Here is a 22,783-nt window from a genome sequence, read left to right as displayed (position 1 = left end):
GAAACAACCTTTTATCCATCTAAATACCATATTTATCGCCTCCAATATAATATTGCATCTTTTCCATTATTTGGCAAAACCTTTGTTAACAGTGCCTAATGAATATAAGCAACATTTACAAAAACATAAAAATTAACCACTCAAAGCTGATAAAGATCCATAATCACTTAAGAAGATTTTCAAACATCAACTTAGCCATATATCCACATGAGAGAGACCATGGATTAAATCATATTATCCAAATAATCCATTTTTATTTTAATCATATCTTTCCACATATCCCTCTTCCTTGTTGGCTGCCTTAGTAAATATGATGGATGAAATACTGCAACTGCATCTATTTCATTTTGCAGATACTTGTTTCTATACGAAAATTTTTGCTTCCTTGCTTGCTGCATTGTAATGAGTTGCTGCATAAGAACTTCAACCGCAGTGCTACCAACCATAATTATCAGACTTGGAGAAATTATTGCAATTAGCTTTTCTAAAAAGGGGCGGCATTTTAAAACCTCTATCTCAGTTGGCCTTCTATTATTTGGAGGCCTCCAGAATACAGTGTTTGTTATAAATAAATTGGTTTCCCTATATAAGGAAAAACACCTGAATATAGCATCGAGCAATTTACCACTCCTACCACAAAATGGTATACCTGTTGCATCCTCTTCTGCGCCCGGCGCCTCACCTATTGCCATCACCCTCGCATCAAGAGCCCCATCATATATTACTGTATTAGTGGAAAATTTCTTTAATTCACATCCATCATAGTTTTCTATAATCTCCCTAAGCTTTAGTATGTTATTGCAAGAATCTAGCTCATCAACAGAACTTTTAGAAAGAAGTCTAGATATTGGCTTATTAGAATAAAAAGAGTCACATCCAGCTTCTAAATACAGTTTTAATAGAGAATTATCCATTTACTGGACTACCCTAGCTTCTTCACTGACAGAAATAGCCTCCACTATATCCCCAACTTCAAAAGTAGAAAACCCATCTAGCGATATTCCAAATTCAAATCCAGTATTTACCTCTTTGACCTCTTCTGTAAACCTCTTGAGATTCTTTATTTGTCCTTCAAATATATTATCTTTTCCTCTTATTACCCTAGCCTTCAAGTCTTTTCTAAATACGCCAGAATTTACTATACAACCAGCGATTTTTCCAAATTTTGTAAGATTAAAGATCTGTTTTACAGAGGCTTTACCCATCAATGCTTCTTTAATAAGAGGTGATAACATACCACCAATCATAACTTTTACATCATTAATTAGGTCATATATTATATTGTAACCCCTTACTTCTATTCCAATAGACTTGGCTTTTTCGAGTATTTTAGAAGAATTTCTTACATTAAACATCACAATGGTAGATGCTGTTGCAGATGCCAGAGATATGTCTGATTCTGTTATTCCACCTACAGCCATATGAATAATTTTCACACCCCACTCATCACTAGTAATAGCCTCTAAACTTCCTTTAATAGCTTCCAATGAACCATGTACATCAGCCTTTAGTATTAATGATAATTCCTTTTTAGCATTATCTCTATTTTCAAAAATATTAATAGGTGATTTCATGCCACCAAATCTCTTCTCTTTTTCTACATTCATTCTGAAGTCAACCAGAGCCTTTGCTTTCGATTCATCAGAAAAAACCACAAATTTATCACCTGCAGCTGGCGATTTATCTAGGCCAAGCACCTCAACAGGGATAGATGGTATAGCACTTGTTACACTATTACCATTATGGTCCCTCAATGTCTTTATTTTACCCATTGAGGTTCCCGCTACTATACCGCTACCAACTTCAAGCACCCCCTCTTGAACAAGAAGAGTTGCCACAGCCCCCCTACCCTTATCCATTTTAGATTCTATAACAACACCAGAAGTTTTACCGCCTATGGTCGCCTTGAGATCCATAAAATCTGCTTGCAACAATATCGCCTCCTCAAGTTCGTCTAATCCAACCTTTGTTTTAGCTGAGACACCAACTACCATAACATCACCACCCATATCATCTGATACAACATTATGAGCAAGAAGTGCATTTTTTACCGCCTGAAAATTGGCCCCTGGCTTATCCATCTTATTTACCGCAACTATTATCGGTGAATTAGCAGCCTTGGCATGACTAATAGCTTCAACAGTTTGTTCCTTTATCCCATCATCAGCAGCAACTACAAGAATAACCATATCAGTGACTTTTGCCCCCCTAATACGCATTTTTGTAAATGCTTCATGACCAGGTGTATCTAAAAATGTAATTGATTTTCCGTTTCTTAAGATGACATTATATGCTCCTATATGCTGCGTTATACCACCATGCTCCCCTGAAGCAACATCAGTAGATTTTAAAGCATCTAATAATGAGGTCTTGCCATGATCAACATGACCCATCACTGTAACAACTGGAGCCCTTTTTACTTCTCGAACCTCTCTATAGAAACCAGTTTGCACATTATCTAATAATTCCTTTTCAAATATCTCGCTCGAAACTTTTTTTGATATATGACCAAATTCCTCTACCAATAATTCTGCAACATCATACGAGATGTATTGATTTATTGTGGACTTTATTCCTAGCTTTAATAACACAGCAAGTAGTTTCGTTGCCTTCGCAGACATTTTTGCTGCTAGATCTTGTATTGCAATTGAATCTGGTACCTCTATTACTCTTAGGGTATTTTTTTGCTCTTGTTGCGCTTGTGCTAAATTTTTGCCACCAAATTTTTTGCCTTTTTTCTTATTAAGTTTAAGTTTTTTTTCTACCGTTATATCATCACCAAGTTCATCAGCGGTAATTTGTATTTGAGATAAAGATATCTTACGCCCAGTCCTTTTTGATGAAAAAGCCTTACTAATTTTTAATAAATCTTCACTTTCTTTGTCTGTTTTTCTTTTTAGGCCCTTTTTATCTTCTTGAATCGAATGTTTGCTATCCACGGCTCCTCCCAATTCATCTTTAACTGGCTCTACAGAAACTGGCTCTACAGCCTTCAATGATTCTACAACAGCAAGACTCTTTTTTACAAACTCGGTGTTATCGTAGGATTCGGCTACAGCTTCTATAGCAATATGAGCAGCATCAGCATCAACATTTTCATCAACAGCTAGCTGATCACGCACTTGTTCTAAATTTTTCTTCCTCTCTATATTAGCTTTTAATATTTCAAGCCTTCTCCTTTTTTCCTCTTCTGTAAGCAGCCCGGAAAACGAAGTTTGAGATTTCGTTTTATTATGTTGCTTAGTAATTACTATCACAGAAGGTTTTGGAGTTCTGAAAGTACGCACACTCTCTTCACTCTTTACCGTATCACCTGGACCCAACTTTGCCCCTCCTATACCAAGCTGTTTTCTCTTAAAGATCTGATTATCCTTATTCATTCTGTTACTGATTATTATTATGGTTTCATCTAAATTGCCAGCTTAGTCTTATTTATTAATAATGTCTCTGGCTTGCATTATCATATCACATACAGCTTTTTCATTTTCAGCCATCTCAGAAACTATATCAATGAAGTCATCTTTAGAAAGATCCGCAAGACTTTGTATATCTATAACCCCAGCTGCTCTCAGTTTCTCTACTAACTCATTTGTCATACCTTTTATCTTAAACAATACATCATCATTAGTAGTATGCGAAGAAGTAAGCTCACTAGCACAGTATTCCTGCGCCCTTAAAACAAGCTCATTTGCCACACCTTCCTCCAAGCCTTGAATCATATCACAAAGCTCAGTTGGAGAACGCAGGGCAATTTCCTCTATCGAAGAGAATCCCTCCGACGCAAGTAATTGCGCCAATATATTACTCAAATCCAGAGCATCTTCAAACATTCTGGTTATATTGTTAAATTCTTCAGCTCGCTTCTTAGACTCAGTTTCCTCAGTCATAACATCTATTCTGTAACCAAGCAGATCAGAGACCAATCTAACATTCTGCCCCCCCCCTACCTATTGTAGCGCTCTGACAATCCTGAGCGACTATCACTTCTGCACACCTTTTTTCCTCATCAATAAGAACTTTAAGTATAGGTATTGGTGCAAATGCGTTTATAATCATCTGCCCTAAGTCCGCAGTCCATTCAACCAGATCTATCTTTTCTCCCTTAAGTTCATTCATAACAGATTTTATCCTATTACCTTTCATTCCTATACAAGAGCCCACAGGATTTATTGACTTATCCCTTGAATAAACGGCAACCTTTGCCCTAGAACCAGGATCCCTAGCCACCGAAACAACATCTATAATACCATCCATAACCTCAGGAACTTCCAATGATATAAGCTTACTTAAAAATTGATTACTAGTTCTTGAAAGTATGAGCTGAGGACCATTTGTCTGTGAATCCAGACTATCAAGACAAGCCCTAACCCTATCACCTTGTTTATATTCATCAGTTCTAAGTAGCGCCCCCCTTCTTATGATGGCTTCAGAGCTACCTATTCTTATAATGATATTACCACGCTCGATCCTATCAACTATCCCGCCAAGTATATCACCTATTCTATTGCAAAATTCATTATGTTCAACTTTGCGCTCTTCCTCCCTTATTTTGGAAGAAATAACGTTTTTTGCAGATTGCGCAGCTAATCTTGCAATTTCAGGTGGCGGTATACGCTCATATATAACAGACCCTATCTCAACATCTTTACCATTTAGCCTTTCATCACATGAAAGCAAGTAACTTCCAGATTCAGGATCAAGCTGAGAAGGACTCTCAACGACAATAAACCCTTTGTATATCCCTATATCACCATTGGATCTGTTTATAGTCACCTTTATACTTTGCTCCTTTCCATATTTTTGCCTAGCAGCAACTTTTATACCCTCTTCAAGAGCATTTAAAACACATTCTTTGGAAATACCCTTACTTCTAGCAACAGAATCCGCTATCTGCAGTACCTCTAAACCACCAAACCTTTTAAAAGCAACCATTTAATAAAAAGAAAAACCGCTACTATTTCTGTGATGAAGATATGTAAACAAGGGAAGCATCAGCAATATCAGCAAGCCTAATAATATATTCATCACCATTCTCAACGAGAGTTATAGCACCGCATTCTATATCTTTGAAGCAAAAAATTCCAGAAAATTTTCTACGCCCATTTACTGGTAGCTTTAACGATAATGTAATCTGCTTGCCACTAAATTTCAAAAAATCATTTAATCTGGTTAATGGCCTATCAATGCCCGGGGAGCTTATTTCAATAAACGTATTATCTTTTTCAAATAACTCTACTGAAAGTATGGTACGAGATAGCTTATGTATGGCCTCACAATCATCTAATGTAATAGGGTTCCCGCTTGATAATTCGGCCATTATCTGTACATTTCTCATCTTTCCTGAACTTTTGCACCTTATTTTTATAATTTCATAACCCATCGATCTAAGGGTCTTATCTAAAACAAGAAACGCCTCTTTTTCCAGTGGTGAGTTATATATAAACATCTATATCGCAACAAAAATGTCATGCAAGGCTTGCTATACCAGAGCATACTAGTAAGTCAATTGCCTCATTATACAAGCAATGTTTCGCTGATCACTGAAAAACAATCAACGTGCCACATAAATTTTATAACTATAGAATAAATAATTAAGCTGAAATATAACATATCTTAAACTTAGAGCTTATCTGTTATTACATAGTATTTGCATTTATCTAAAAAATGTGATGGAGTGTCCCGTGTTGTTTTTGCTTCGATTCATATTTAATGAACCTTTTAAAGATCGCTGTTTATGCTGTATTAGCTGGGTTGTTGGTTTTTGTGGCTGTAAGCTATACTAGAAATACTCATAAAAATGAGGTAAATAATCCCTTTGAAGGCACTCCAACTTCTAGTGGTGATATATTATCAGAAGAACAAATACGTGATATAGTTGAGGATGTTATAAGAAAAAACCCTAGGTTAATCATCAATAGTATAGAATCATATAATAGATCTAATGAGCAGGTCATATTGGAGCAAAGAACAAAACTTATATCAAAGGTTGCAGACCAGATAGCATCTGACCCTATGGCTCCAAGTGTTGGCAGTGGCGATAAGGTAATCATAGAGTTTGTTGATTATTCGTGCATATTCTGCAAATCAATGCTAAAGACAAAGCTGGAAGCGCTTTCTAAAATTGGAGGTCTTAAAATTATATTCAAGGATGTTTCCCTGCTTAACGAATGGTCTGCTACAGCAGCTAAATCAGCTGTAGCAGTGAGCATAATTGATTCATCAAAATATTTTCAATTTCATTCCAAGCTACTTCAACTAGATGATACATCTTCAATTGATGATATCAATAAAATAGCTCTCTCCCTTGGTATCGACCTTGTTAACTTAAGAGCTACAATGGATGGGGCGGCGGTAGAAGATGCTCTACAATATAACCTTGATATTGCAGCTAAATTGGGAGTAAATGGCACACCTGCCTATATAATTAATGGAAATTTGATATTAGGCGCTATTGATGTTTCAGAAATTAAAGAAGCTTTGGGAATGCAAGATGAATCTTTAAAAGACGAATCTTTAAATACACAAGGGAATCAAGTAGAAACATTACCAGAAGATATAAAGCAAGAAACGAGATAAGTTTTTATCTTATATAATACGCTTTAGCATTTTATATACAACCACTTGGTTTGAGATCAAAAAAGCTGTGGACAAATACAATACCAGATTTTCTACCCCCTTTTGGAAGTATATAAAATTATTCTCGGATATTGCCGCTTGAATGTCTTATATAGTGGTCTAAGCCGAATTAGCGTAATAAAAAGCTATAAAAGCAATATCATCACATGATTGTCTACCTTAAATAGAACAGCTAGGCAGTGTTCATTATGAATAGATGTTATTTAAATTTGGTGGAAAGGCCTCAATGCATCGCTACAGATATGCTAGCAATGCTAAATTTCCACATGAAAAGATTGGCAAATATCAGGGACACAATGCGTTTAACCATTTTTATGTTCTTTAATAAGGAGCAAAGTTATATCTATATCGGAGAGTCTTCACATTTAGATAGTTTTTGGTAGAATGCTATTAAAATACTTAATTAGGTTGGTTTCAGATGATCATCTGAAACCAGTTACAAAAGTGAAGATACGCATAAGAATGGCCATGTGCGCGGGATTCAGCGCTATAAATATAAAGCATGTGACTTGAATTTTGTGAAGGGAGATCGTCGGTATAACCGTGAAACGGCAGTCAAAAAGGCTCTTTGCGTGATCCTCTACAGCCTTGGGAAAGCCTCATTTTCCATGAAAAGTCTTAAATCACTCGCCCATTTATCGGTGGATCGTAGAGGCCAAGACCCCAGAACCCAGCATTTCTGGCAGATATCCAGGAGATAGAGTTCGATGAAATGTAGCGTTTTCTTCAAAAAAAGTCAAAAACTCTGGGTCATCAAGGATCGTAGCAGAACTATTGTCTGGGTTACAGGGGATGCTGCAACGTTCAAGCGACTTTTTGAGAAAGTAGAGAGTCTGGAAAATTGCCGATTTTACACGGATGATTGGGATGCATTTGCCAAAATTTTGCCTAAAAATCGCCATGTTATCGGCAAATCAGGAACCGTATGCATTGAGCATAATAACAGCAACACAAGGCATGACCCGCCGCACAAAAATTGTATCCAAAGAAGAGGAAATGGTTACTATAAAGCTCTGGTGCGCTCTTACAACACCGGAGATTTTTCAGCATTATCAGGATACATTATTATCTATCTTTAGGTGAAAACTCTCAAAACATATTTTTATGATGCATATAAGCCAAGGCAAAAAGCTATTGTTAAAAAATGAATTATATGCTTCATAGGGTTTTGCCTAAAAGCATTGATATTACAACTATTACTCAGGCAATGCTTGACAAAGCTGGGGATACTTCGAATAATTTACCAAGAAAAGTATTGGGCTACAAAGCCCATAATGAAGTGTGGGCTCAATTTTGTATAGGTTTTGTTCAATTTAGGCCTAGAATTTTCACCTACGCGTAATCTGGAACATTAATCAATTTTTCCAGCAGGCTTTCATTCCTTTATCTCTTCCACCTTATAAAATGACTACGCGTACTAACCCCATAATCAGGAGCCAGTACGCAAAACCCAAAATACTGAATATATATGTTAAAAGTCTCTATTAAAGATTTTAAAATTTAAGCCTAGCTCTTATAAAGCACTTCTACCTTTCTTCTTTTCATAAAACATCATAAGTAACGTGATAGCAATACCTAGCACTAATGCGATATTAATAGATGATAAACCGCACCTTAATGAATAAGCAGAAGCAAGACCATCACTATCTTTAAACATATCCATTAAACCGCCGATGATATTATGGAATACAAACCCATATATCATTATCACCATATTTGACACAGTAGAGGTCATATCAAGTAACTCTTTCCTGGCAAAGTCTCTGACTTTTGATATCACTATGACTTGAAAAGCGCAAAAGAAACCAGAAGTGAACACACAAAAATAAAGCATAAATGTGTTGAGCTCCAGGTATAGTATAGCGGAAAAACAACAAAGCATTGCTATACCGGAGAATACTATTCCTGTATAATAACATCTTGTTTTTTCTATAAAGTAGCCAATTATTGGTGAGCCTACACACATGCCAAAGAAAATTATTGATGGCAGCATTGTGGTCGTACCCCTATCTAATCCGTATGCCTGCTCGAAGAATAAAGTTCCCCATGCATCAGCAAACCCTTCAAGTAGACCAACCATAAGTCCACAAATAGAGCTCAATAAAATTATTCTTGGGTTGAGGCAAACCACCCTCAAATCATCAGCAATGCTACGATTTGATTGAGGCACATTATCTGTTCTTTTTGTACTAGGTATAAATATATATGAGAGAAGTGCTATAACAAAACCGGCTATTATGAAAATATTTATAACTGATTTCCAGCTAAATTGTTCTACCAATATATCTACAGGTCTTCCGCCGTAAACTGCGCCTAATATTCCTATTGTAACAGTAATACCAATTGCTGTGGAAAAGTGCTTTTCACCAAAACATATCCTAGTTACTCTAAATACACTTAGTACGGCTGCAGATGAAGCCATGCCGAGTAATAGTCTTCCTGCAACAGCATAATGCCATGAATTTGAGTATATTAGTGGAACAAGAGCAACAGATGTCAGCGCGATGCAAATAGGCATAACCTTCCTCACGCCTATCCTATCCAATAATATACCAATTGGTATATGCATACCAGTATATCCGATGTAATATAAACTTGAGAAATACCCCATCTCCTGCGAAGAAATGCCAAAATTTGCAGAAAGTGGCCCTACTATTAGGTTAGGTAAGACCCTAAGAACATATTGATATGCCAAAAAGATTGTGGCTGAAAGCCACATAGAAAGACCGAATACTCTCATATTCTCAACTATTATTTATAAAAAAAACAATTTTTAAATATATAATTACTTATATTATTTATGTAGCTGCAAAGAGCTTGCTATCTCACTTAGTGCGGAATTTTCAAACAATTCTAAAAGAGCAGTCATATCCAATCCCGAAACAAGTACGTGCCCAGAATCATTAACTGTAATACGAATTGTAAGTTCATCTCCTTCTAATTTTGATTCAGGCAAATTTTCAAAAAAGCCAGAAATCATTTTTGCTATTTCGCTTGTAGAGTACTTTGTAGAATCAAGTCCAACATGCTTCATAACATCAACCAAGAATTCGAAGGCTTCCTTCTTATTGCCTATGGTTATATCTGCATAAGAATAAGCAGGGGCCCCAATGCGTTGTCTAGAGATAGATAACTTAGAATGTACATAAAAGAGATCGCTATTAAAATTGACTGGAGCAATTTCTATAAAATCATTACTATCTTGGTTTGCATTAGTATTATCTGGGGCTGATTCAGTCTTCATATTCAGAACCTTTCTAGCTTTCATATCAAATGTTATATCACCAAGCTTTTTAAATATATCTGGATAAATTCCACTAGAGCCTTCTGGAAAATATCTTGATTTTCCTAATTTCATTTCAAAAGTACTTGTGTCACCCTCTGTATTAAATTGAACGCTATATCCCTGAGATTCCATAGCTTTTGTAAAGAGTTCGTCATGTTTTTTGATATTTAGTTCAAAGCCACCATCTTGGTACGAAAATTTTTCTATATATTTCAACATTGGTGAATTTCTATCATCCAGATTTGTTTCTTTTAAAATAGTGTCTAATGAAGTAGAGAAAAGAAACTCCATTTCTGGTCTTTTACCTAAAAAATTCACTATCATACAACATTTATCATCGTCAGAAGGATAGCTTATCCTGATATCGTTTTTTAGTGTAATTATAAGCTTTTTATTGAAAATATCTTCAGATACATAAATATCTCCAAAATCTACTATTGTTTTGTTTGAAGCATTAGAAGAGGTAAATTCAATCCCTCTTAAAGAAAATCCTGGTTTCCAACCTAAAAATCCCTCTATTATTATATCCTTCATCACCAATTCATTTCCATTTTTTCTCGCAATTTCTTGTGACTTTTCAAAAAAAGAAACAACGGAACCTCTGTGTAGGTATATTGCAGAAAAATTTACCAACAATAACCCAATAACAAAAACGGAAAAAAGCAACCAGTACATCCTCGTAGCTGTCATAAAAGCTTTGCCAACCATATCACATTACATAACAAAAAAGCGCGCCTGAAAGGATTCGAACCCTTGACCTCCAGATCCGTAGTCTGGCGCTCTGATCCAACTGAGCTACAGGCGCAATAAAATCTGGAGTGAATGATAGCATGATATTTTAAGCTTTCAAAATGAAATTTGTTACAAGTATTTATTTTTTGTGCAAAAAAAGATCATAATACTATGAATATTCTACCTTAATAGTATTTAAGGCAAAGCTAATTACTTTCAGCATAATGATAACTATATTGATATATATAATATAATCATGATTTTGCGTTTATAGTTCTTGCTTATGCACCTAAAAATCATGAGTGTTATCATTTATAAAATGCTTTAGTATACGTTCAATGGTTTTGCTATTTTCATAAATGCTCCAACACCCAGTTAAATAATAAAGATTCATACTGAAAATGCGTTTTCTTAAAGCCAAAATTTTCCTTTTAGCACAAGAAAGAGTTTATATTTTGCTTTTTATGTGTGATTCTTATTCTAAATATCAATATGGTAGATGTAAGTTTGGAGTTAAGGCTGTCATATTCTTGATATAAGCATTACCTAAAGCTACTCTTATTCAGAAGCTATATGAGTGTTCTTATTTTTTCTCTGTATGATTCTTAGAATATTAGCTCTATTGTTATTTATAACTAGTGATCTTTATGCGTTCTGCAAACCTACTAAACAGCTATGGTCGCTAGACACGCCAGAAGATCCGCAAAACTCTTCTGAGCTCTCTAGGGCGCGTGGAAGCCCTTCTTTTTTTAATGGAACAAGAATAACATTAAGAGGTGGTATATTAGACGAAATGTGTGTACCGATTGAAGGGGCTACTGTACAGATATGGCAAACTACTATAACAGATTTAGAAGATCAGGGGTTTGTTCCAAATGGAACATCAATAACTGATAACAAGGGTAGATATGTATTTGATACAATTTTACCAAGTACAAGGGCAAATGGCATATTACCCAAGATGAGAATCAAGGTCTCGCATAAAGATTTTTTTCCTGTAGAGACAGTAACATTTTTTGTGATGAATGATATTAAATCTGATGATGAGGATTGGTCTTCTTTATCACTTTCTGAAAAAAGGGAATTGATATGTAAATGTCTTAATTGTGATAGGGTGCTGCGTGCTGATGAAATTTTGGAATATAGATTTGATATTATAATGGATGGGAGGCTTAAATTTAGGAGTTGAGCTATCTTATAATACGCAATGTATCTGATTTTGATATTCTACACATACATTATATAGTGATTTAAGCAGGTTGTAATATAAGTGTTATAGCTGTTTTATTTGAGGTAGCATCATACTTCTTGTATTACAGCTTATGCTAATTTAACTTCAATAACTATATTATCTATATACCTCAAAGCTATAGCTCCAGATTTAAGTGCTACAAGAGGGTAGTCTTTGCTATTTTCAGCAAAGGCAATACATAAAATTAGTTGCGCTTCATTTAGTATCTTATTTGCTATGTGATTGTCCGTCCCCTTGACTACGTTTCACGTGGCTGCGAAAACCTCTTTGAATAACTCTTGCGTCATTATCCATTTTCCCTACTCGCTTCTCTTTTGCAATTATGCCTTCCTCTAGCCAGGATAAATCATTATTTAATAAAGTGTGCCCATTATCAATTAAGTCTCGTATATTTTGTATTTTAAGTGGGGGTTGTGCTATGATACAAAGAGCTAAGCTGTTATTATGGTATGCGCTAAATACGTCATAAGGGTTTTGATGAGATTTTGAACTTTCTTTTTCTAGAATTGTTGATAATACTTCAGGTCCAGAATATAGAATAACTGTTTCTTTCATAATCTGTAGTCTTGCAAGTTTCACATGTGCATCTGAAACTTTAGCATAGTCATTAAATTGCTCAAGATCTGGATCTAATTCTACAATAAATCTCCCATAGGTTATAGCTATCTCATCTTCAGTCATGCTTGAGATGTCTAAATCTGAAAATTGATTATGAAGATTTGCTAAATGGAGCATCGCCTCAATGTACTCTTCACCTATTCTTTCACGAAAAGAATGTAGTCTCTTCTCTATAAGATCAGGTATATCACAACATAATAAAAATTTTGCATCGAGGTTCTTTAATATGAAATGACGAAAATCAATAATTTCATCAATTCTATTTTGCTCTTTATTAGAAGATAGAAATTTTTTAACAAAAATTGATAAAGTACTATTTGGGTCCTCGTTTACTAGCAAAGCAGATACCCAATCTTTATATGCTGATAATACTCTATTTTGCCAAATATCCATAAATTTTATAACATCCGCATGTAAGTTTCCATTATTATCTACTGCAAACGTAATAAGCTCATTAGATATGGTTGCACTTTTTGTAGCAGGAAGAAGATTAATAGGAAGGGCCATACATTTCCCTGACATAATGCTTGTTAGCTTTGAAAAATCCACTTTTATATCAAAATCAGAATAAACTCCTAGATCGTTCATAACAGGCGTTAGTATCCTGAAAATATCGGATGCAGAAGCAGGATTGCCACCAGTATGATCTTTCCAACGTCTCAGCTCTGTACAAGCGGTATCAAATAGCTCTTTTTCTGTTTCATTACGTAATTTATCTTTAAAGATTTCGATGCTAACGGGTTGGATACCATGTTTTTTACAAAATTCCTCCATATCAGATGTTGCTCTTTCGGATAGCAATTCTCTACTATAAAGGAAACTAATTTTAGCTTCTGGGTGTTTTTGCACCATGTGAATGAATCTGAGTTGATTCTCTACATCAAGCCATTCTTCTGGATTTTTGTTAAACCATATTTTATATAATTTAGTTAATGGTATGTAATACATAAAGAGGTAATGGAAAGGTAACTACTAATTCTAGCAATTACTATATGATTTGCAATCCTGGATTGATTCGATAAGACATGAGGCTAATTATCTCACTAAGTTTTGTTCGATTATGTTAAATTTACCAAGCGCGTATAAAAAGCCAAATGTTACAGGGCCAAGTATAATGAGAATAGCGAAATTTCCTATTATTTTGTACATATAAGCCATACCAAATGATGTTATTACGTATACCAATACCCTAGAAACAGCAAATACCATACTTACAGTTGTCATGCGTTTACGTGTTTCAAAACTCATAGAGAATGATGGGCTATTTGGTACTGGTTTTGGCCCAAAAAACACTAATATAAGTTGAATGGCTAGTATGCTATAACAGTTTGATGCGCCATTCAATAAATATGGTATGCATATAAGTAGTGGTAGAAATATTAAGGTCTTAAATCTTAGTATGATTATTGGTCTAAACTTAAAGCATAACCAAGTTATAAAAATACATGCTAATAGATCAAACAATGCCAATAATGAATTCTGTAATAGAATCTCTTTTGCCGAATAATGAAGCTCGGTTTTAAGTATGATGGCACAATATATGTATGCAAAGTATGAGGTTGCTGGTCTTGCAAACTCTATTAAGAGATATAATAGAATTCTAAATGAGTTTTTGTTAAGTAACGCATTATTGCCGAATAGAGATTTAGTAGTTTTTATAGACTTTCTGGAAAATTCTTTAGTTTCTGGTAGTTTTTTTCTTGCAAATGCACCAACAAATGCCATCAATGATCCAACCCAAAATGCAAAGCGCCATGAGCTGCTATCATCATAGCTGGTTGAATAGTAAGCTAATAAAATGGAGCATAATGTTGCAAATACAACTGAAATATTTACTATATTCAGCATAAGGTATTGTTTGGGTGGTTTGAATGATTCTATTACGTAAATTTCAGCACTTACAATTTCCCCCATTGAAGATGCTCCTTGTATCATCTTTAAAGCTAAAAATAGATAAGTTGCTGTTATTCCGATCTGTTCATAAGTTGGTAAATTTGCCATAATTAGGCATGTTATTGACATAATAAATGAAGAAAGTGCTATTATTGATTTTCTTCCCAGCCTATCTCCTAGTTTTCCAAAAAATAAAGCGGCTACTGGCCTAAATATGAAAGTGGCACAATATGAAAGCGCGCTTATAAGTAGTGGATCATGTTCTAAATTTTGAGGAAAAAAGAGCTCATTTAACAGTATTGCCATATGTATATATAGCATTAAATCGAAATACTCTAAAAATGTACCTATAGATAGTACGGTTATTGTTTTCTTATCACTAATACCTTTTGGCATGTATCTTATTAAGATATAATAAATAATTCAGTGAGCCATAAATCTTACGCTACTTATATGATATAATTACATGTTTCAATTTTTATTAATTACAGAACATTATCTTTTTTAGTGCTGCATAGCCTAAGCTAATTAGGAATAATGAAACCACTAATAATCAAATAGCTTATTATGATCTCGCTCAAAATAAAACATATTAGGATTTAGTTTTATATTCCGTTTAAGGTTCTTAAATTCCATAATAGATTGTAGATCGCCATCTATTATATTAATGGATTTAACCTCTAATTCATCTTTTTCAGTTGAAATTAGTGTTATTGCTATACTTCTCTCACTACCATCTGTGATTGTTACTACGCAGTTTTGATCTTGGCATGTTATTTCTGAATCAGCATTAAGCTTATTGCTAAGTAGGGATTCTAATAAATTATCTTTATTTTTAAACTGACTGAGTTCATCTAATTCATGGTCATAGTGTAAAATAATACCATTATTTTTTATAATGGTGATTTTTCTAGGATGCTCATAGCAAATTTTTGTTCTTCCGTCTTTTGATAATAAAATTGTCCCATAAGATTTTGAAAAATCAGTTTTAATTTCCGTAAAATTAGCTTGCATACTATCTGTGGAGTTTATATGTTCTAGTACTCTGTGTTTGGTAATCTTTGCACCGCAAGTTCCGCACATAAATAAGGCCAAGAATAATGTTGTTATGGTTTTTTTCTGCATTTAAGAAACAATTTTTGTAAAATTTCGAATTAAGTTAATGAGTGAAAAGAAGAAATCTCTTACAAAAAGTATATTTATAGCAGTTTTCTTGAAAATCATAAAAATATTTTCAGTATTTGTTACTATTTTAATTTCTCCACTTATATATTTATACATAGTAGGGCCCATCTCTTCAGATTCTTTAAATAACTATGCTTTTAAGTGGTTAGAGGCGCACTCCAAGAAGGGAATTAATATCTCTATGGAGAAGGTTCTTTTATATTGCGACCTAGAAAATTTTGGTTTAGGCATTAACATAATTAACCCATCTATTGTGGTGTTATCCAATTCTTCGGATTGCAAAAAGATATATACTAAAAGCATCAAAATAACCCTTAGGCTGATAGATATAATAAAAGGTGATTTATATAGTTCATTTAAATTTTTGACTTTAAATGAACCTCTTCAGTTTTCTATGCTTGAATATTGCGATGCTAGCCTAGAAGAAGATAAGCTGGATGAAGATATTGGGATAGATCCAGATGAGCTCAAGAACATCATATACTCAATTGGTGAATTAAAGCTTAAATTAGAGGTTTCAGATCAGCTAGAACCACTTGTTCTTGAGGCGATTGTAGATAAGGAGAAGGATGTATATGGAATGATTTTTATTTCTATTGATGTAGTTTCGTTTCAGCCTATAACAAGGGCTGAGATGTGTATATCTCTAGAAACAGGTCGGCTAGTATGTGATACTGTAATAAAGAATATTAATTTTTATTCATTATTTAAATATCTAGATCCAGATTATCAAAATAAGGATTTTGACTTAAATGCCGATATCTCTATTAAAAGCGATTTGGTCTCGCCTTCAAAAGGTGCATCTATTAGCTTATTAAATTTAAATGGTTTTATACAGGGGCGCAGCATGCGCGCACCTATAACTAGCGATGAGTTGGAGATTTCTATTTCAAGAGAATTTGATGAATTTTTTATTAAAGGGGGTAAAATTTTTGTAAATAAAAAAGAGTTTTTAGTAGATTTTTCTATAGATAAATCATTAAATTATCAAGTAAGGCCATTAACAAAATTTCTAACTGTTCAAGAGATTGTGGAATATTGGCCTAGTGGGGTTGAATTAGAGGCTCAAGATTGGATTAGAGAGCACATAAAAAGTGGTAAGATATCAGATATAATGATAGAGAAGAAACTTGATCAGGATATTATGATTGAATTTAAGCTACTGGATAGTAGAATATCATCTATTTTAGATTCAAAGATTCCGCCTATTTTTATAACAAACGCGGATCTTTTATTAAAAGGTGGTGTCTTATATGCAAAATCATCAAATGCTACTATATTGAGGAGTAAAATAAAAAATTGTTCATTAACCCTTGATCTTAATAATAAAGTCGAAGCCTTAAAGATCAATGCTAGCATTGAAGGTAGTGTGAGTGAAGTAGTTGGTATAGCCAAGAAATTTGCACCATATATACCAATAAATGAAAATCATATTAATGGGGTATCAGAGACGTATTTAGATATTAAGTTAGATAGCGAATGGGAAGAAGATATAGAAATTAAATCATCTTTTCAGGACCTATCAATTAAAAATGTTGTAGGTAATATTCATCTGAATAGGTGGAACGGATTTTTACTTTTAAAAAATAAAAAGGTTACCATAGAGGGGGTAGCTTCAATAAACGGCTCATTGCCTGTAAGTATCAAATTTGAAAAAGATATAGAAAACACTGCTTCTCAAGCCAAATTAGCTATAAATATTATGGAGGCTAATTCTAAAAATTGGCAAAAGGCAGGTATTGCTATACCTAAATATATATCTGGTCCTATAAGCTCAAATATCAATTGTATCTTTTATAAAAATTATCTTAATTTGAGTGCAGAATTTAACTTATTTAAATCTAGTGTTGTTTTGCCATACCTTAAATTTGAGAAACATCATAATAAACGTGGGTATGTAAGCTTAAATTTAAGAAAAGAATATAGATCAAATAAGATGGAGCTTGGTTCATATAAAGTAGATATGGATGAATTTTTAAGTGTGGGAGATGGTAGTATATCCGATGATTTAGAGCAAATTAGTATAAAATCTAATTTTAATTTTATAAAAGGTTCAAATTTTAATTTTAATTATACGGAAAACAAGGAAAGTGTGAATCTAGATATAAATGGAGCATCGCTTAATGTATCACTAGATAGTTTTCTACAAGAAAAAACAACTAATCAAAAAATATTTAAATTAAATTGTAATCTGAAAAATTTATCGTTTGATAATCATCATTCAATGGTATTGAGCAAAATAAACATTGATTATAGAAATGGTAAGCTTAATGAAATGTTAATAAATTCCGCTTTAAGTACTGGTGGAAGTATAATGGTATTTTATGATTTTCCTGTACTTTCAATCACTTCTGATAATGCTGGCTCTGTTTTACAGTTGCTTGGTATTGGTTCAGATATGAATGGTGGAAAATTAGAGATCAAGGGATTTTTTAATGAAGATAATAACATTAAAAATGGGGATGCAAAATTTATGGGTCATGCATCTATATATGTCTATTCACTAAAGGTAAATCCAACATTAGCGCAAATATTATCAACATTATCGATATCGTCAAAAAATCCCGAATTTAGATTTCAGGCTAAGAATAAAAAAATGGTGCTTTTTGATACATTTCATACAGATATTGAATTAGATAGTTACAATATTCTTTCTTTTAACAAGATTCTAGCTGAGGGGCAGCTTTTAAATGTAGAGGGGGCTGGATTTATAGATATTGATACTGAATTTGTAGATATACAATGTAGAATTGTGCCGGTTGATAATATTGTTAATTATATTATAGGCAAGGCGCCAATAATTGGAAATTTGCTATCAGGTAATACTAGGGGTGATTTAATCTATTCCAAGTTAAAAATCTATGGTGAAAAAGGTTCTAAAAAGGTAGATGTGACACATGTGCCAGGTGTTATAGGTAGGATAATGGGTATGCAAAATGAGATTGAAAGTGAAATTATGCGCTCAAAAATTAAATTGATGAAAAAGAAAAGGGCGGGATCTTAAAAAATACATAATTGCGCTATGTATCATTAATATTAGAAATTAAAGATTCCTTTTTTGCATAAAAAAAACCTTTAACAAATTTGAGCAAACTTCCTCATAAAAACCACCATAAATCTGAGTCCCATGCCAAATATTTTTCAGTTTATTATAAGAGCCAAAATATAATCTTCTTATTCTAGAAATGGAAATAGCATGCATACACATTTGACATGGTTCTAATGTAACGTATAAATCACATTGAGAAAGATACCTGGTATTTAGTTTTAATGTCCCCTCCCTTAATGCAAGCATCTCAGCATGCATTGTATTATCATTTAATAGTATAGTTTTATTATGTTGAGCTGAGATAATAGTTGCATCATCCTGAACTAATACCGCTGCTATTGGTACTTCATTTATCTGTTGAGCTCTCTTGGCAAGTTCAATTGCCGCCTCCATGTATTTATTCTTAAACATAAATTGATTAATATTGAAACCTCCAAGAACAAATCGAGCTTTATTTTGAAAATAGATATATGAATTTATTGTAGTATTCTAGTTTTACTTGGTAGGGTTGATAAAAATATTATAACAGATTGCGGGCTCGCCTTAAAGTTGCTAGCATTGATTTCTAAATTGAATTACCCTTTAGAGTTCTTGCTATTGTGCGTCTCAAGATCTTATTTTTTATTTTTCAGGTAGTAATTTGCAGTTCTGCGCAGGCAGATTTTTATAGCGATTGTGTAAAATCGTATGAATTTAATGATAATATAAAAAACGAGGTATTTTTGACTCCTGTGAAATATTCCTGTAGTAGGATGTGCCGCAATGAGTGTAATTCTTTTTCAAGAAAAGTTGGGCCAGAAGGCAGTGAGCATGAATTAAATCAAAGTATTATAGATGATTGTATAACAAGTTGTCAGGATGGTAGAAAATTTGATGCCGAATATTTTGAAATTACAGGTTATAATGAAAGATTTGGGGTGAAATATCCCATAATAAGCCTAGTTGGACCGATAAGTACTAAAGTTGCATGTTCTCAAGATAAAAAAGAAATAGGAGATAGTGTTGTTAAAACTTCTATAGAGGCAGAAATAGGTGACAAGATAAAATTTTTCTTTATAGGTTATGAGGATAATAAAATCTATTTATGTGGTAAAAAAGCCATTGAATTAAGGACTGTCTTTCCAAATTTATCATCAAAAAACTTCAAATTGGGTAATTCATTATGGAATAACATTGCAACGCCACCTGCAGAGTGGCAGAAGCATGAGCATGAGTGCTTTTCGCAAATCCCTCAACAATCATGGTTAGACCTTTCTAATAGAGTACTCTCTCAGGCTGTAGGCCAATCAAAGTGTGAATGGCATGCAAGGAATCACACATTTACTTATACAGGTATAAATCCAAAGAATGGTGATGAATTAAATATTAGTTGGAGTGGTGATTTTGCATATAAGAAGACCGCCACTGGAAAAGCGAAGGGTAGGGAAGAGTATATGACTTGTATAACATCATTAATGGGTATAGGGGCACAAAGTTGCAGGAATGAATTCATAAATAGTACATCGCTTTTAATTATGGATCCTAAATATGTTAATAAGTCTTCAACGAATGTGCAGAAAAACAATACACAAAATACCCCAAATACTGCAGATGTATTTAAAATACTTTCATCTATGGGGCAACTTCCGCATTTTTACAATAAAAATGCTACCGAACTAAACAATATAGCAATTAAATTCCTACAGAGCATAGGCTATCCTGCGAATTTATTTCACTCCTTTAGGCACGGCATTAAGAAGAATGAAGCCGATGGCGGCGCATCTCCATATCATGTTGAAAGTACTATATCAATAAAATCGTCTAATATTAAAGATCTTGAAAAACAGCATTGGTATTATTGCGATATGCATGCAAAAGGGTTTGAATACTGCATGTATAAATGGAACATTCAAAATATAATAGGAAAAGATGTGGATACTACTGCAGTTATCCAGTTATCTGGTGAGCAATCAAGAAAAAATTGGGAAGAAATAGGTCTGCTGGGTGCCAGGCTTGAATCTAGTAACCATTCTGTATTGGGGTTGAAAGGTAGTATTACGGACCAAGAGATGACTTTTAAGTTTAGAGATAATATACCAGGCTGTAACCAGCAAGATGAGAGTAGTTATAAAAAAAGACTTTGTGTAGTAGTTGATAAGATAGGGCGATCTACATACAGGTATAGTGGAATCTTATCTGGCTTCAGTGATAAAAGCACACCATTATTTATCAAGCATTGGGGTGATCATACTGATGGAAGTATATTAAGGGATGTTTATGAGAATAATGATGGTGGTTACGACGTAAGTATTGAGTGGGGTGGGTGTATAAAAAGAAAAGGTGAAAATATGCAATATGCATTTGGGCCTATTAGCTATGATTCGGCAAAAATTGATCCTAATACCTCATCAGCATGGGAATGGAAGGACTTTCCTAAAAGTGTACTAGATGGGAAAAATATGGAAGTGACTAAAGCCGGAGCTCTTTATCTTAGAATAAAAAAGGAAGAGCCGCCACAAAGTGCTAGTAGCGATATTAAAGAGCTATATCAGAACCCTGCCAACCACCATGGTCTTTATAAAATGATTGTAGAGATGGAGCATGGTAATAGTGCTGCTGTCCAGGGTGGTATTTTATCAAAATTAGCAAAATTAATAATAGATCATCTTTTAGGTGAGAATAGAGCAAAGGGAGAAATTCCAAAAGGGGGGGTTTTATTCAAAATATATAAAGGGGTTACTGAGAACAAAAGTTATCAACAATCTATAAATGTGTTGATAAGTCTATTTATTACAATAACCGCCCTTTGCTTTTTAATTGGTATAATACAAATAAGTCATCAAGAAGTTATTATGATGCTTTGTAAGATGGCAGCTATAGCTTGCCTAATTTCCCCATATAGCTGGGAGTTCTTTGGTGGTAGATTAGCGGTAATTTTTATAGAAGGGACATTAGAATTAATGGCTAAATTTGCACCACCTGATCTAATAGAAATAGATCATGATGCCTTTTCAATGTTTAGATACATGGATGGTGCTATAATGAAAATTTTCTCTGCGGCTATATGGAAAAAGATGGCTGCGCTCATATTTTCAACAGCTTTTGGGATTATAGCGTTTGTTGTAATATTTATATCAATTTGTCTTTATATTTTGGGTATCTTAAGGATTTTTCTTGCTTATGTAGTTTCTCTAGTAACAACTTCTTTATGTGTAATAATAGCTCCAATTATTATTCCCACGGTACTCTTTAAGCAAAGCCGATCTATTTTTGATAGTTGGATAAAAGGAATGATTTCAGTAGTACTACAATGTTCAGCTGTATTTATAACATTATCTATGTTTCAGGTCATTATGTCATTTTTACTTAGTATAGTTTTAGGATTTACTGCATGTAAAGCATGTTTGCTTAGAATAGATATAGGTATATTCAATGAATGTATAATACCAATGTATAAAATGCTTGGTGATATGCACACTCCGCCAGATTCTGATACTGTGGGTACTTCACCTTTAATGAGTAGCTTTGGTATTGCTATAGCTTTTTTTGTAATAGCGAGCTCATTAGTTGCGTTAATACAGTTTATGGATTTGGTAATGACTGTGATAGTGACAGGTTCTCCTATAAGAACATCAACTATAAGCGCGCCTGCGCAACAAGGTGAGAAATTCTTGTCGAATACAATAAGTGCGGCAACATCAGAAATTACTGGTTTAGGAAAGGTAATTGCATCTAAAATTTCTTCTAAAAAGAGCGAGGAATCATCTACTAAAAAGAGGTAATAATAAATGTATAGCTAAAGCTGTATCAAATGATTATATAATGATTTATTACACCTAACTCAATGATAACTAAAGTATTTTTAAGATGTGGCTCTTTTATGGCGATTTAGCTATAGCTATTAATGTGGAGATAAATATATAGAGCAATAATTTGATGTTCAAACGATGCATTTTTTAGTCGATGTTTCTAAGGTTGGTTAGAGTTTTAGCGGCTTGTCAATGTGATTTGTAAAAACAGTTTTATATTCATACCTTAGGCACCGTTAACAAAGGTTGTATTTAATAGATGCTAAAGCTATAAAGGCAAGGAAAGAGAGATCGGATTTCTCAAATCGTAATGCTAAGCGTCGATTTTCTTTGAGTTTAGCGAA

16 protein-coding genes and 1 tRNA gene are annotated in these 22,783 nt (G+C 33.7%); 5 read left to right on the top strand and 12 right to left on the bottom strand.

Features of this window, described 5'->3' with window-relative positions; genetic code table 11:
- Positions 1–224 precede the first annotated feature (224 nt).
- From Cyrtocomes_RS01485 to Cyrtocomes_RS01465, 5 genes are read right to left on the bottom strand one after another with little or no spacing between them, the layout of a single operon-like run.
- Positions 225–914 carry a uracil-DNA glycosylase gene (locus Cyrtocomes_RS01485; RefSeq protein ID WP_322497444.1) on the bottom strand — a complete coding sequence of 230 codons (690 nt, stop codon included), beginning with the start codon at positions 912–914 and terminating at the stop codon, positions 225–227.
- Positions 915–3,380: a translation initiation factor IF-2 gene (gene infB, locus Cyrtocomes_RS01480; RefSeq protein ID WP_322497443.1), complete on the bottom strand. Its 2,466-nt coding sequence runs from the start codon at positions 3,378–3,380 to the stop codon at positions 915–917. It abuts the gene before it with no gap.
- Positions 3,381–3,428: 48 nt separating this feature from the next.
- On the bottom strand, positions 3,429–3,887 hold the full coding sequence (locus Cyrtocomes_RS01475; protein WP_322497442.1) for a hypothetical protein: 459 nt from the start codon (positions 3,885–3,887) through the stop codon (positions 3,429–3,431).
- Between the two features lie 37 nt (positions 3,888–3,924).
- The gene (gene nusA, locus Cyrtocomes_RS01470; RefSeq protein ID WP_322497441.1) at positions 3,925–4,932 is read right to left on the bottom strand and encodes a transcription termination factor NusA; all 1,008 of its coding nucleotides are present in this window, start codon (positions 4,930–4,932) and stop codon (positions 3,925–3,927) included.
- A gap of 22 nt (positions 4,933–4,954) precedes the next feature.
- Complete coding sequence (locus tag Cyrtocomes_RS01465; protein ID WP_322497440.1) at positions 4,955–5,446, bottom strand: ribosome maturation factor RimP; 492 nt, start codon at positions 5,444–5,446, stop codon at positions 4,955–4,957.
- 263 nt (positions 5,447–5,709) lie between these two features.
- Here Cyrtocomes_RS01465 and Cyrtocomes_RS01460 point away from each other — a divergent pair, with 263 nt between their 5' ends.
- Together Cyrtocomes_RS01460 and Cyrtocomes_RS01455 are read left to right on the top strand one after the other, a co-directional pair.
- Positions 5,710–6,576, top strand: a complete 867-nt coding sequence (locus Cyrtocomes_RS01460) for a DsbA family protein (RefSeq protein WP_322497439.1) — start codon at positions 5,710–5,712, stop codon at positions 6,574–6,576.
- Between the two features lie 767 nt (positions 6,577–7,343).
- Entirely contained in the window at positions 7,344–7,715 is a 372-nt protein-coding gene (locus Cyrtocomes_RS01455) for an IS1 family transposase (protein WP_322497438.1), read from the top strand.
- A gap of 434 nt (positions 7,716–8,149) precedes the next feature.
- Here the strand turns inward: Cyrtocomes_RS01455 and Cyrtocomes_RS01450 are convergent, their stop codons facing one another.
- The 3 genes from Cyrtocomes_RS01450 to Cyrtocomes_RS01440 form a co-directional block, all read right to left on the bottom strand.
- On the bottom strand, positions 8,150–9,376 hold the full coding sequence (locus tag Cyrtocomes_RS01450) for an MFS transporter (RefSeq protein WP_322497437.1): 1,227 nt from the start codon (positions 9,374–9,376) through the stop codon (positions 8,150–8,152).
- A gap of 54 nt (positions 9,377–9,430) precedes the next feature.
- Positions 9,431–10,597: a hypothetical protein gene (locus Cyrtocomes_RS01445; protein WP_322497436.1), complete on the bottom strand. Its 1,167-nt coding sequence runs from the start codon at positions 10,595–10,597 to the stop codon at positions 9,431–9,433.
- Positions 10,598–10,652: 55 nt separating this feature from the next.
- Positions 10,653–10,727: transfer RNA gene (locus Cyrtocomes_RS01440), tRNA-Arg, on the bottom strand.
- Positions 10,728–11,252: 525 nt separating this feature from the next.
- On the opposite strand from Cyrtocomes_RS01440, the gene Cyrtocomes_RS01435 reads away from it, so the two are divergent.
- Positions 11,253–11,843, top strand: a complete 591-nt coding sequence (locus Cyrtocomes_RS01435; RefSeq protein ID WP_322497435.1) for a dioxygenase family protein — start codon at positions 11,253–11,255, stop codon at positions 11,841–11,843.
- Positions 11,844–12,113: 270 nt separating this feature from the next.
- On the opposite strand, the gene Cyrtocomes_RS01430 is transcribed toward Cyrtocomes_RS01435, so the two are convergent.
- The 3 genes from Cyrtocomes_RS01430 to Cyrtocomes_RS01420 all read right to left on the bottom strand — a co-directional run bounded on the left by Cyrtocomes_RS01430 (position 12,114) and on the right by Cyrtocomes_RS01420 (position 15,500).
- Entirely contained in the window at positions 12,114–13,472 is a 1,359-nt protein-coding gene (locus Cyrtocomes_RS01430; RefSeq protein ID WP_322497434.1) for a glycosyltransferase family 88 protein, read from the bottom strand.
- 87 nt (positions 13,473–13,559) lie between these two features.
- The gene (locus Cyrtocomes_RS01425) at positions 13,560–14,813 is read right to left on the bottom strand and encodes an MFS transporter (protein WP_322497433.1); all 1,254 of its coding nucleotides are present in this window, start codon (positions 14,811–14,813) and stop codon (positions 13,560–13,562) included.
- A gap of 150 nt (positions 14,814–14,963) precedes the next feature.
- A complete protein-coding gene (locus tag Cyrtocomes_RS01420; RefSeq protein WP_322497432.1) occupies positions 14,964–15,500 on the bottom strand; it encodes a LolA family protein in 537 nt (178 codons plus the stop codon).
- Positions 15,501–15,579: 79 nt separating this feature from the next.
- Between Cyrtocomes_RS01420 and Cyrtocomes_RS01415 the strand changes: the two genes are divergently transcribed.
- On the top strand, positions 15,580–18,606 hold the full coding sequence (locus tag Cyrtocomes_RS01415) for a YhdP family protein (protein ID WP_322497431.1): 3,027 nt from the start codon (positions 15,580–15,582) through the stop codon (positions 18,604–18,606).
- Between the two features lie 39 nt (positions 18,607–18,645).
- On the opposite strand, the gene Cyrtocomes_RS01410 is transcribed toward Cyrtocomes_RS01415, so the two are convergent.
- Positions 18,646–19,062 (bottom strand): nucleoside deaminase, encoded by a 417-nt coding sequence (locus Cyrtocomes_RS01410; RefSeq protein ID WP_322497430.1) that lies wholly within the window; start codon positions 19,060–19,062, stop codon positions 18,646–18,648.
- A 188-nt stretch (positions 19,063–19,250) separates the two neighbouring features.
- On the opposite strand from Cyrtocomes_RS01410, the gene Cyrtocomes_RS01405 reads away from it, so the two are divergent.
- Positions 19,251–22,412 carry a TrbL/VirB6 family protein gene (locus Cyrtocomes_RS01405; protein ID WP_322497429.1) on the top strand — a complete coding sequence of 1,054 codons (3,162 nt, stop codon included), beginning with the start codon at positions 19,251–19,253 and terminating at the stop codon, positions 22,410–22,412.
- The last annotated feature ends 371 nt before the right edge of the window (positions 22,413–22,783 follow it).

Origin of the sequence: Candidatus Cyrtobacter comes (genome assembly GCF_034470605.1) — a bacterium.
GTDB lineage: Bacteria > Pseudomonadota > Alphaproteobacteria > Rickettsiales > Midichloriaceae > Cyrtobacter > Cyrtobacter comes.
This window is presented reverse-complemented; position numbering and strand designations above follow the sequence as displayed.

Bases quoted from the DNA above. Each gene is read 5' to 3' on its own strand.
- Cyrtocomes_RS01410 (WP_322497430.1), bottom strand. From the start codon at position 19,062: ATGTTTAAGAATAAATACATGGAGGCGGCAATTGAACTTGCCAAGAGA.
- infB (WP_322497443.1), bottom strand. From the start codon at position 3,380: ATGAATAAGGATAATCAGATCTTTAAGAGAAAACAGCTTGGTATAGGA.
- Cyrtocomes_RS01425 (WP_322497433.1), bottom strand. From the start codon at position 14,813: ATGCCAAAAGGTATTAGTGATAAGAAAACAATAACCGTACTATCTATA.
- Cyrtocomes_RS01435 (WP_322497435.1), top strand. From the start codon at position 11,253: ATGATTCTTAGAATATTAGCTCTATTGTTATTTATAACTAGTGATCTT.
- Cyrtocomes_RS01485 (WP_322497444.1), bottom strand. From the start codon at position 914: ATGGATAATTCTCTATTAAAACTGTATTTAGAAGCTGGATGTGACTCT.
- Cyrtocomes_RS01415 (WP_322497431.1), top strand. From the start codon at position 15,580: ATGAGTGAAAAGAAGAAATCTCTTACAAAAAGTATATTTATAGCAGTT.
- Cyrtocomes_RS01430 (WP_322497434.1), bottom strand. From the start codon at position 13,472: ATGTATTACATACCATTAACTAAATTATATAAAATATGGTTTAACAAA.
- Cyrtocomes_RS01420 (WP_322497432.1), bottom strand. From the start codon at position 15,500: ATGTGCGGAACTTGCGGTGCAAAGATTACCAAACACAGAGTACTAGAA.
- Cyrtocomes_RS01460 (WP_322497439.1), top strand. From the start codon at position 5,710: ATGAACCTTTTAAAGATCGCTGTTTATGCTGTATTAGCTGGGTTGTTG.
- nusA (WP_322497441.1), bottom strand. From the start codon at position 4,932: ATGGTTGCTTTTAAAAGGTTTGGTGGTTTAGAGGTACTGCAGATAGCG.
- Cyrtocomes_RS01465 (WP_322497440.1), bottom strand. From the start codon at position 5,446: ATGTTTATATATAACTCACCACTGGAAAAAGAGGCGTTTCTTGTTTTA.
- Cyrtocomes_RS01475 (WP_322497442.1), bottom strand. From the start codon at position 3,887: ATGACTGAGGAAACTGAGTCTAAGAAGCGAGCTGAAGAATTTAACAAT.
- Cyrtocomes_RS01445 (WP_322497436.1), bottom strand. From the start codon at position 10,597: ATGTACTGGTTGCTTTTTTCCGTTTTTGTTATTGGGTTATTGTTGGTA.
- Cyrtocomes_RS01450 (WP_322497437.1), bottom strand. From the start codon at position 9,376: ATGAGAGTATTCGGTCTTTCTATGTGGCTTTCAGCCACAATCTTTTTG.
- Cyrtocomes_RS01455 (WP_322497438.1), top strand. From the start codon at position 7,344: ATGAAATGTAGCGTTTTCTTCAAAAAAAGTCAAAAACTCTGGGTCATC.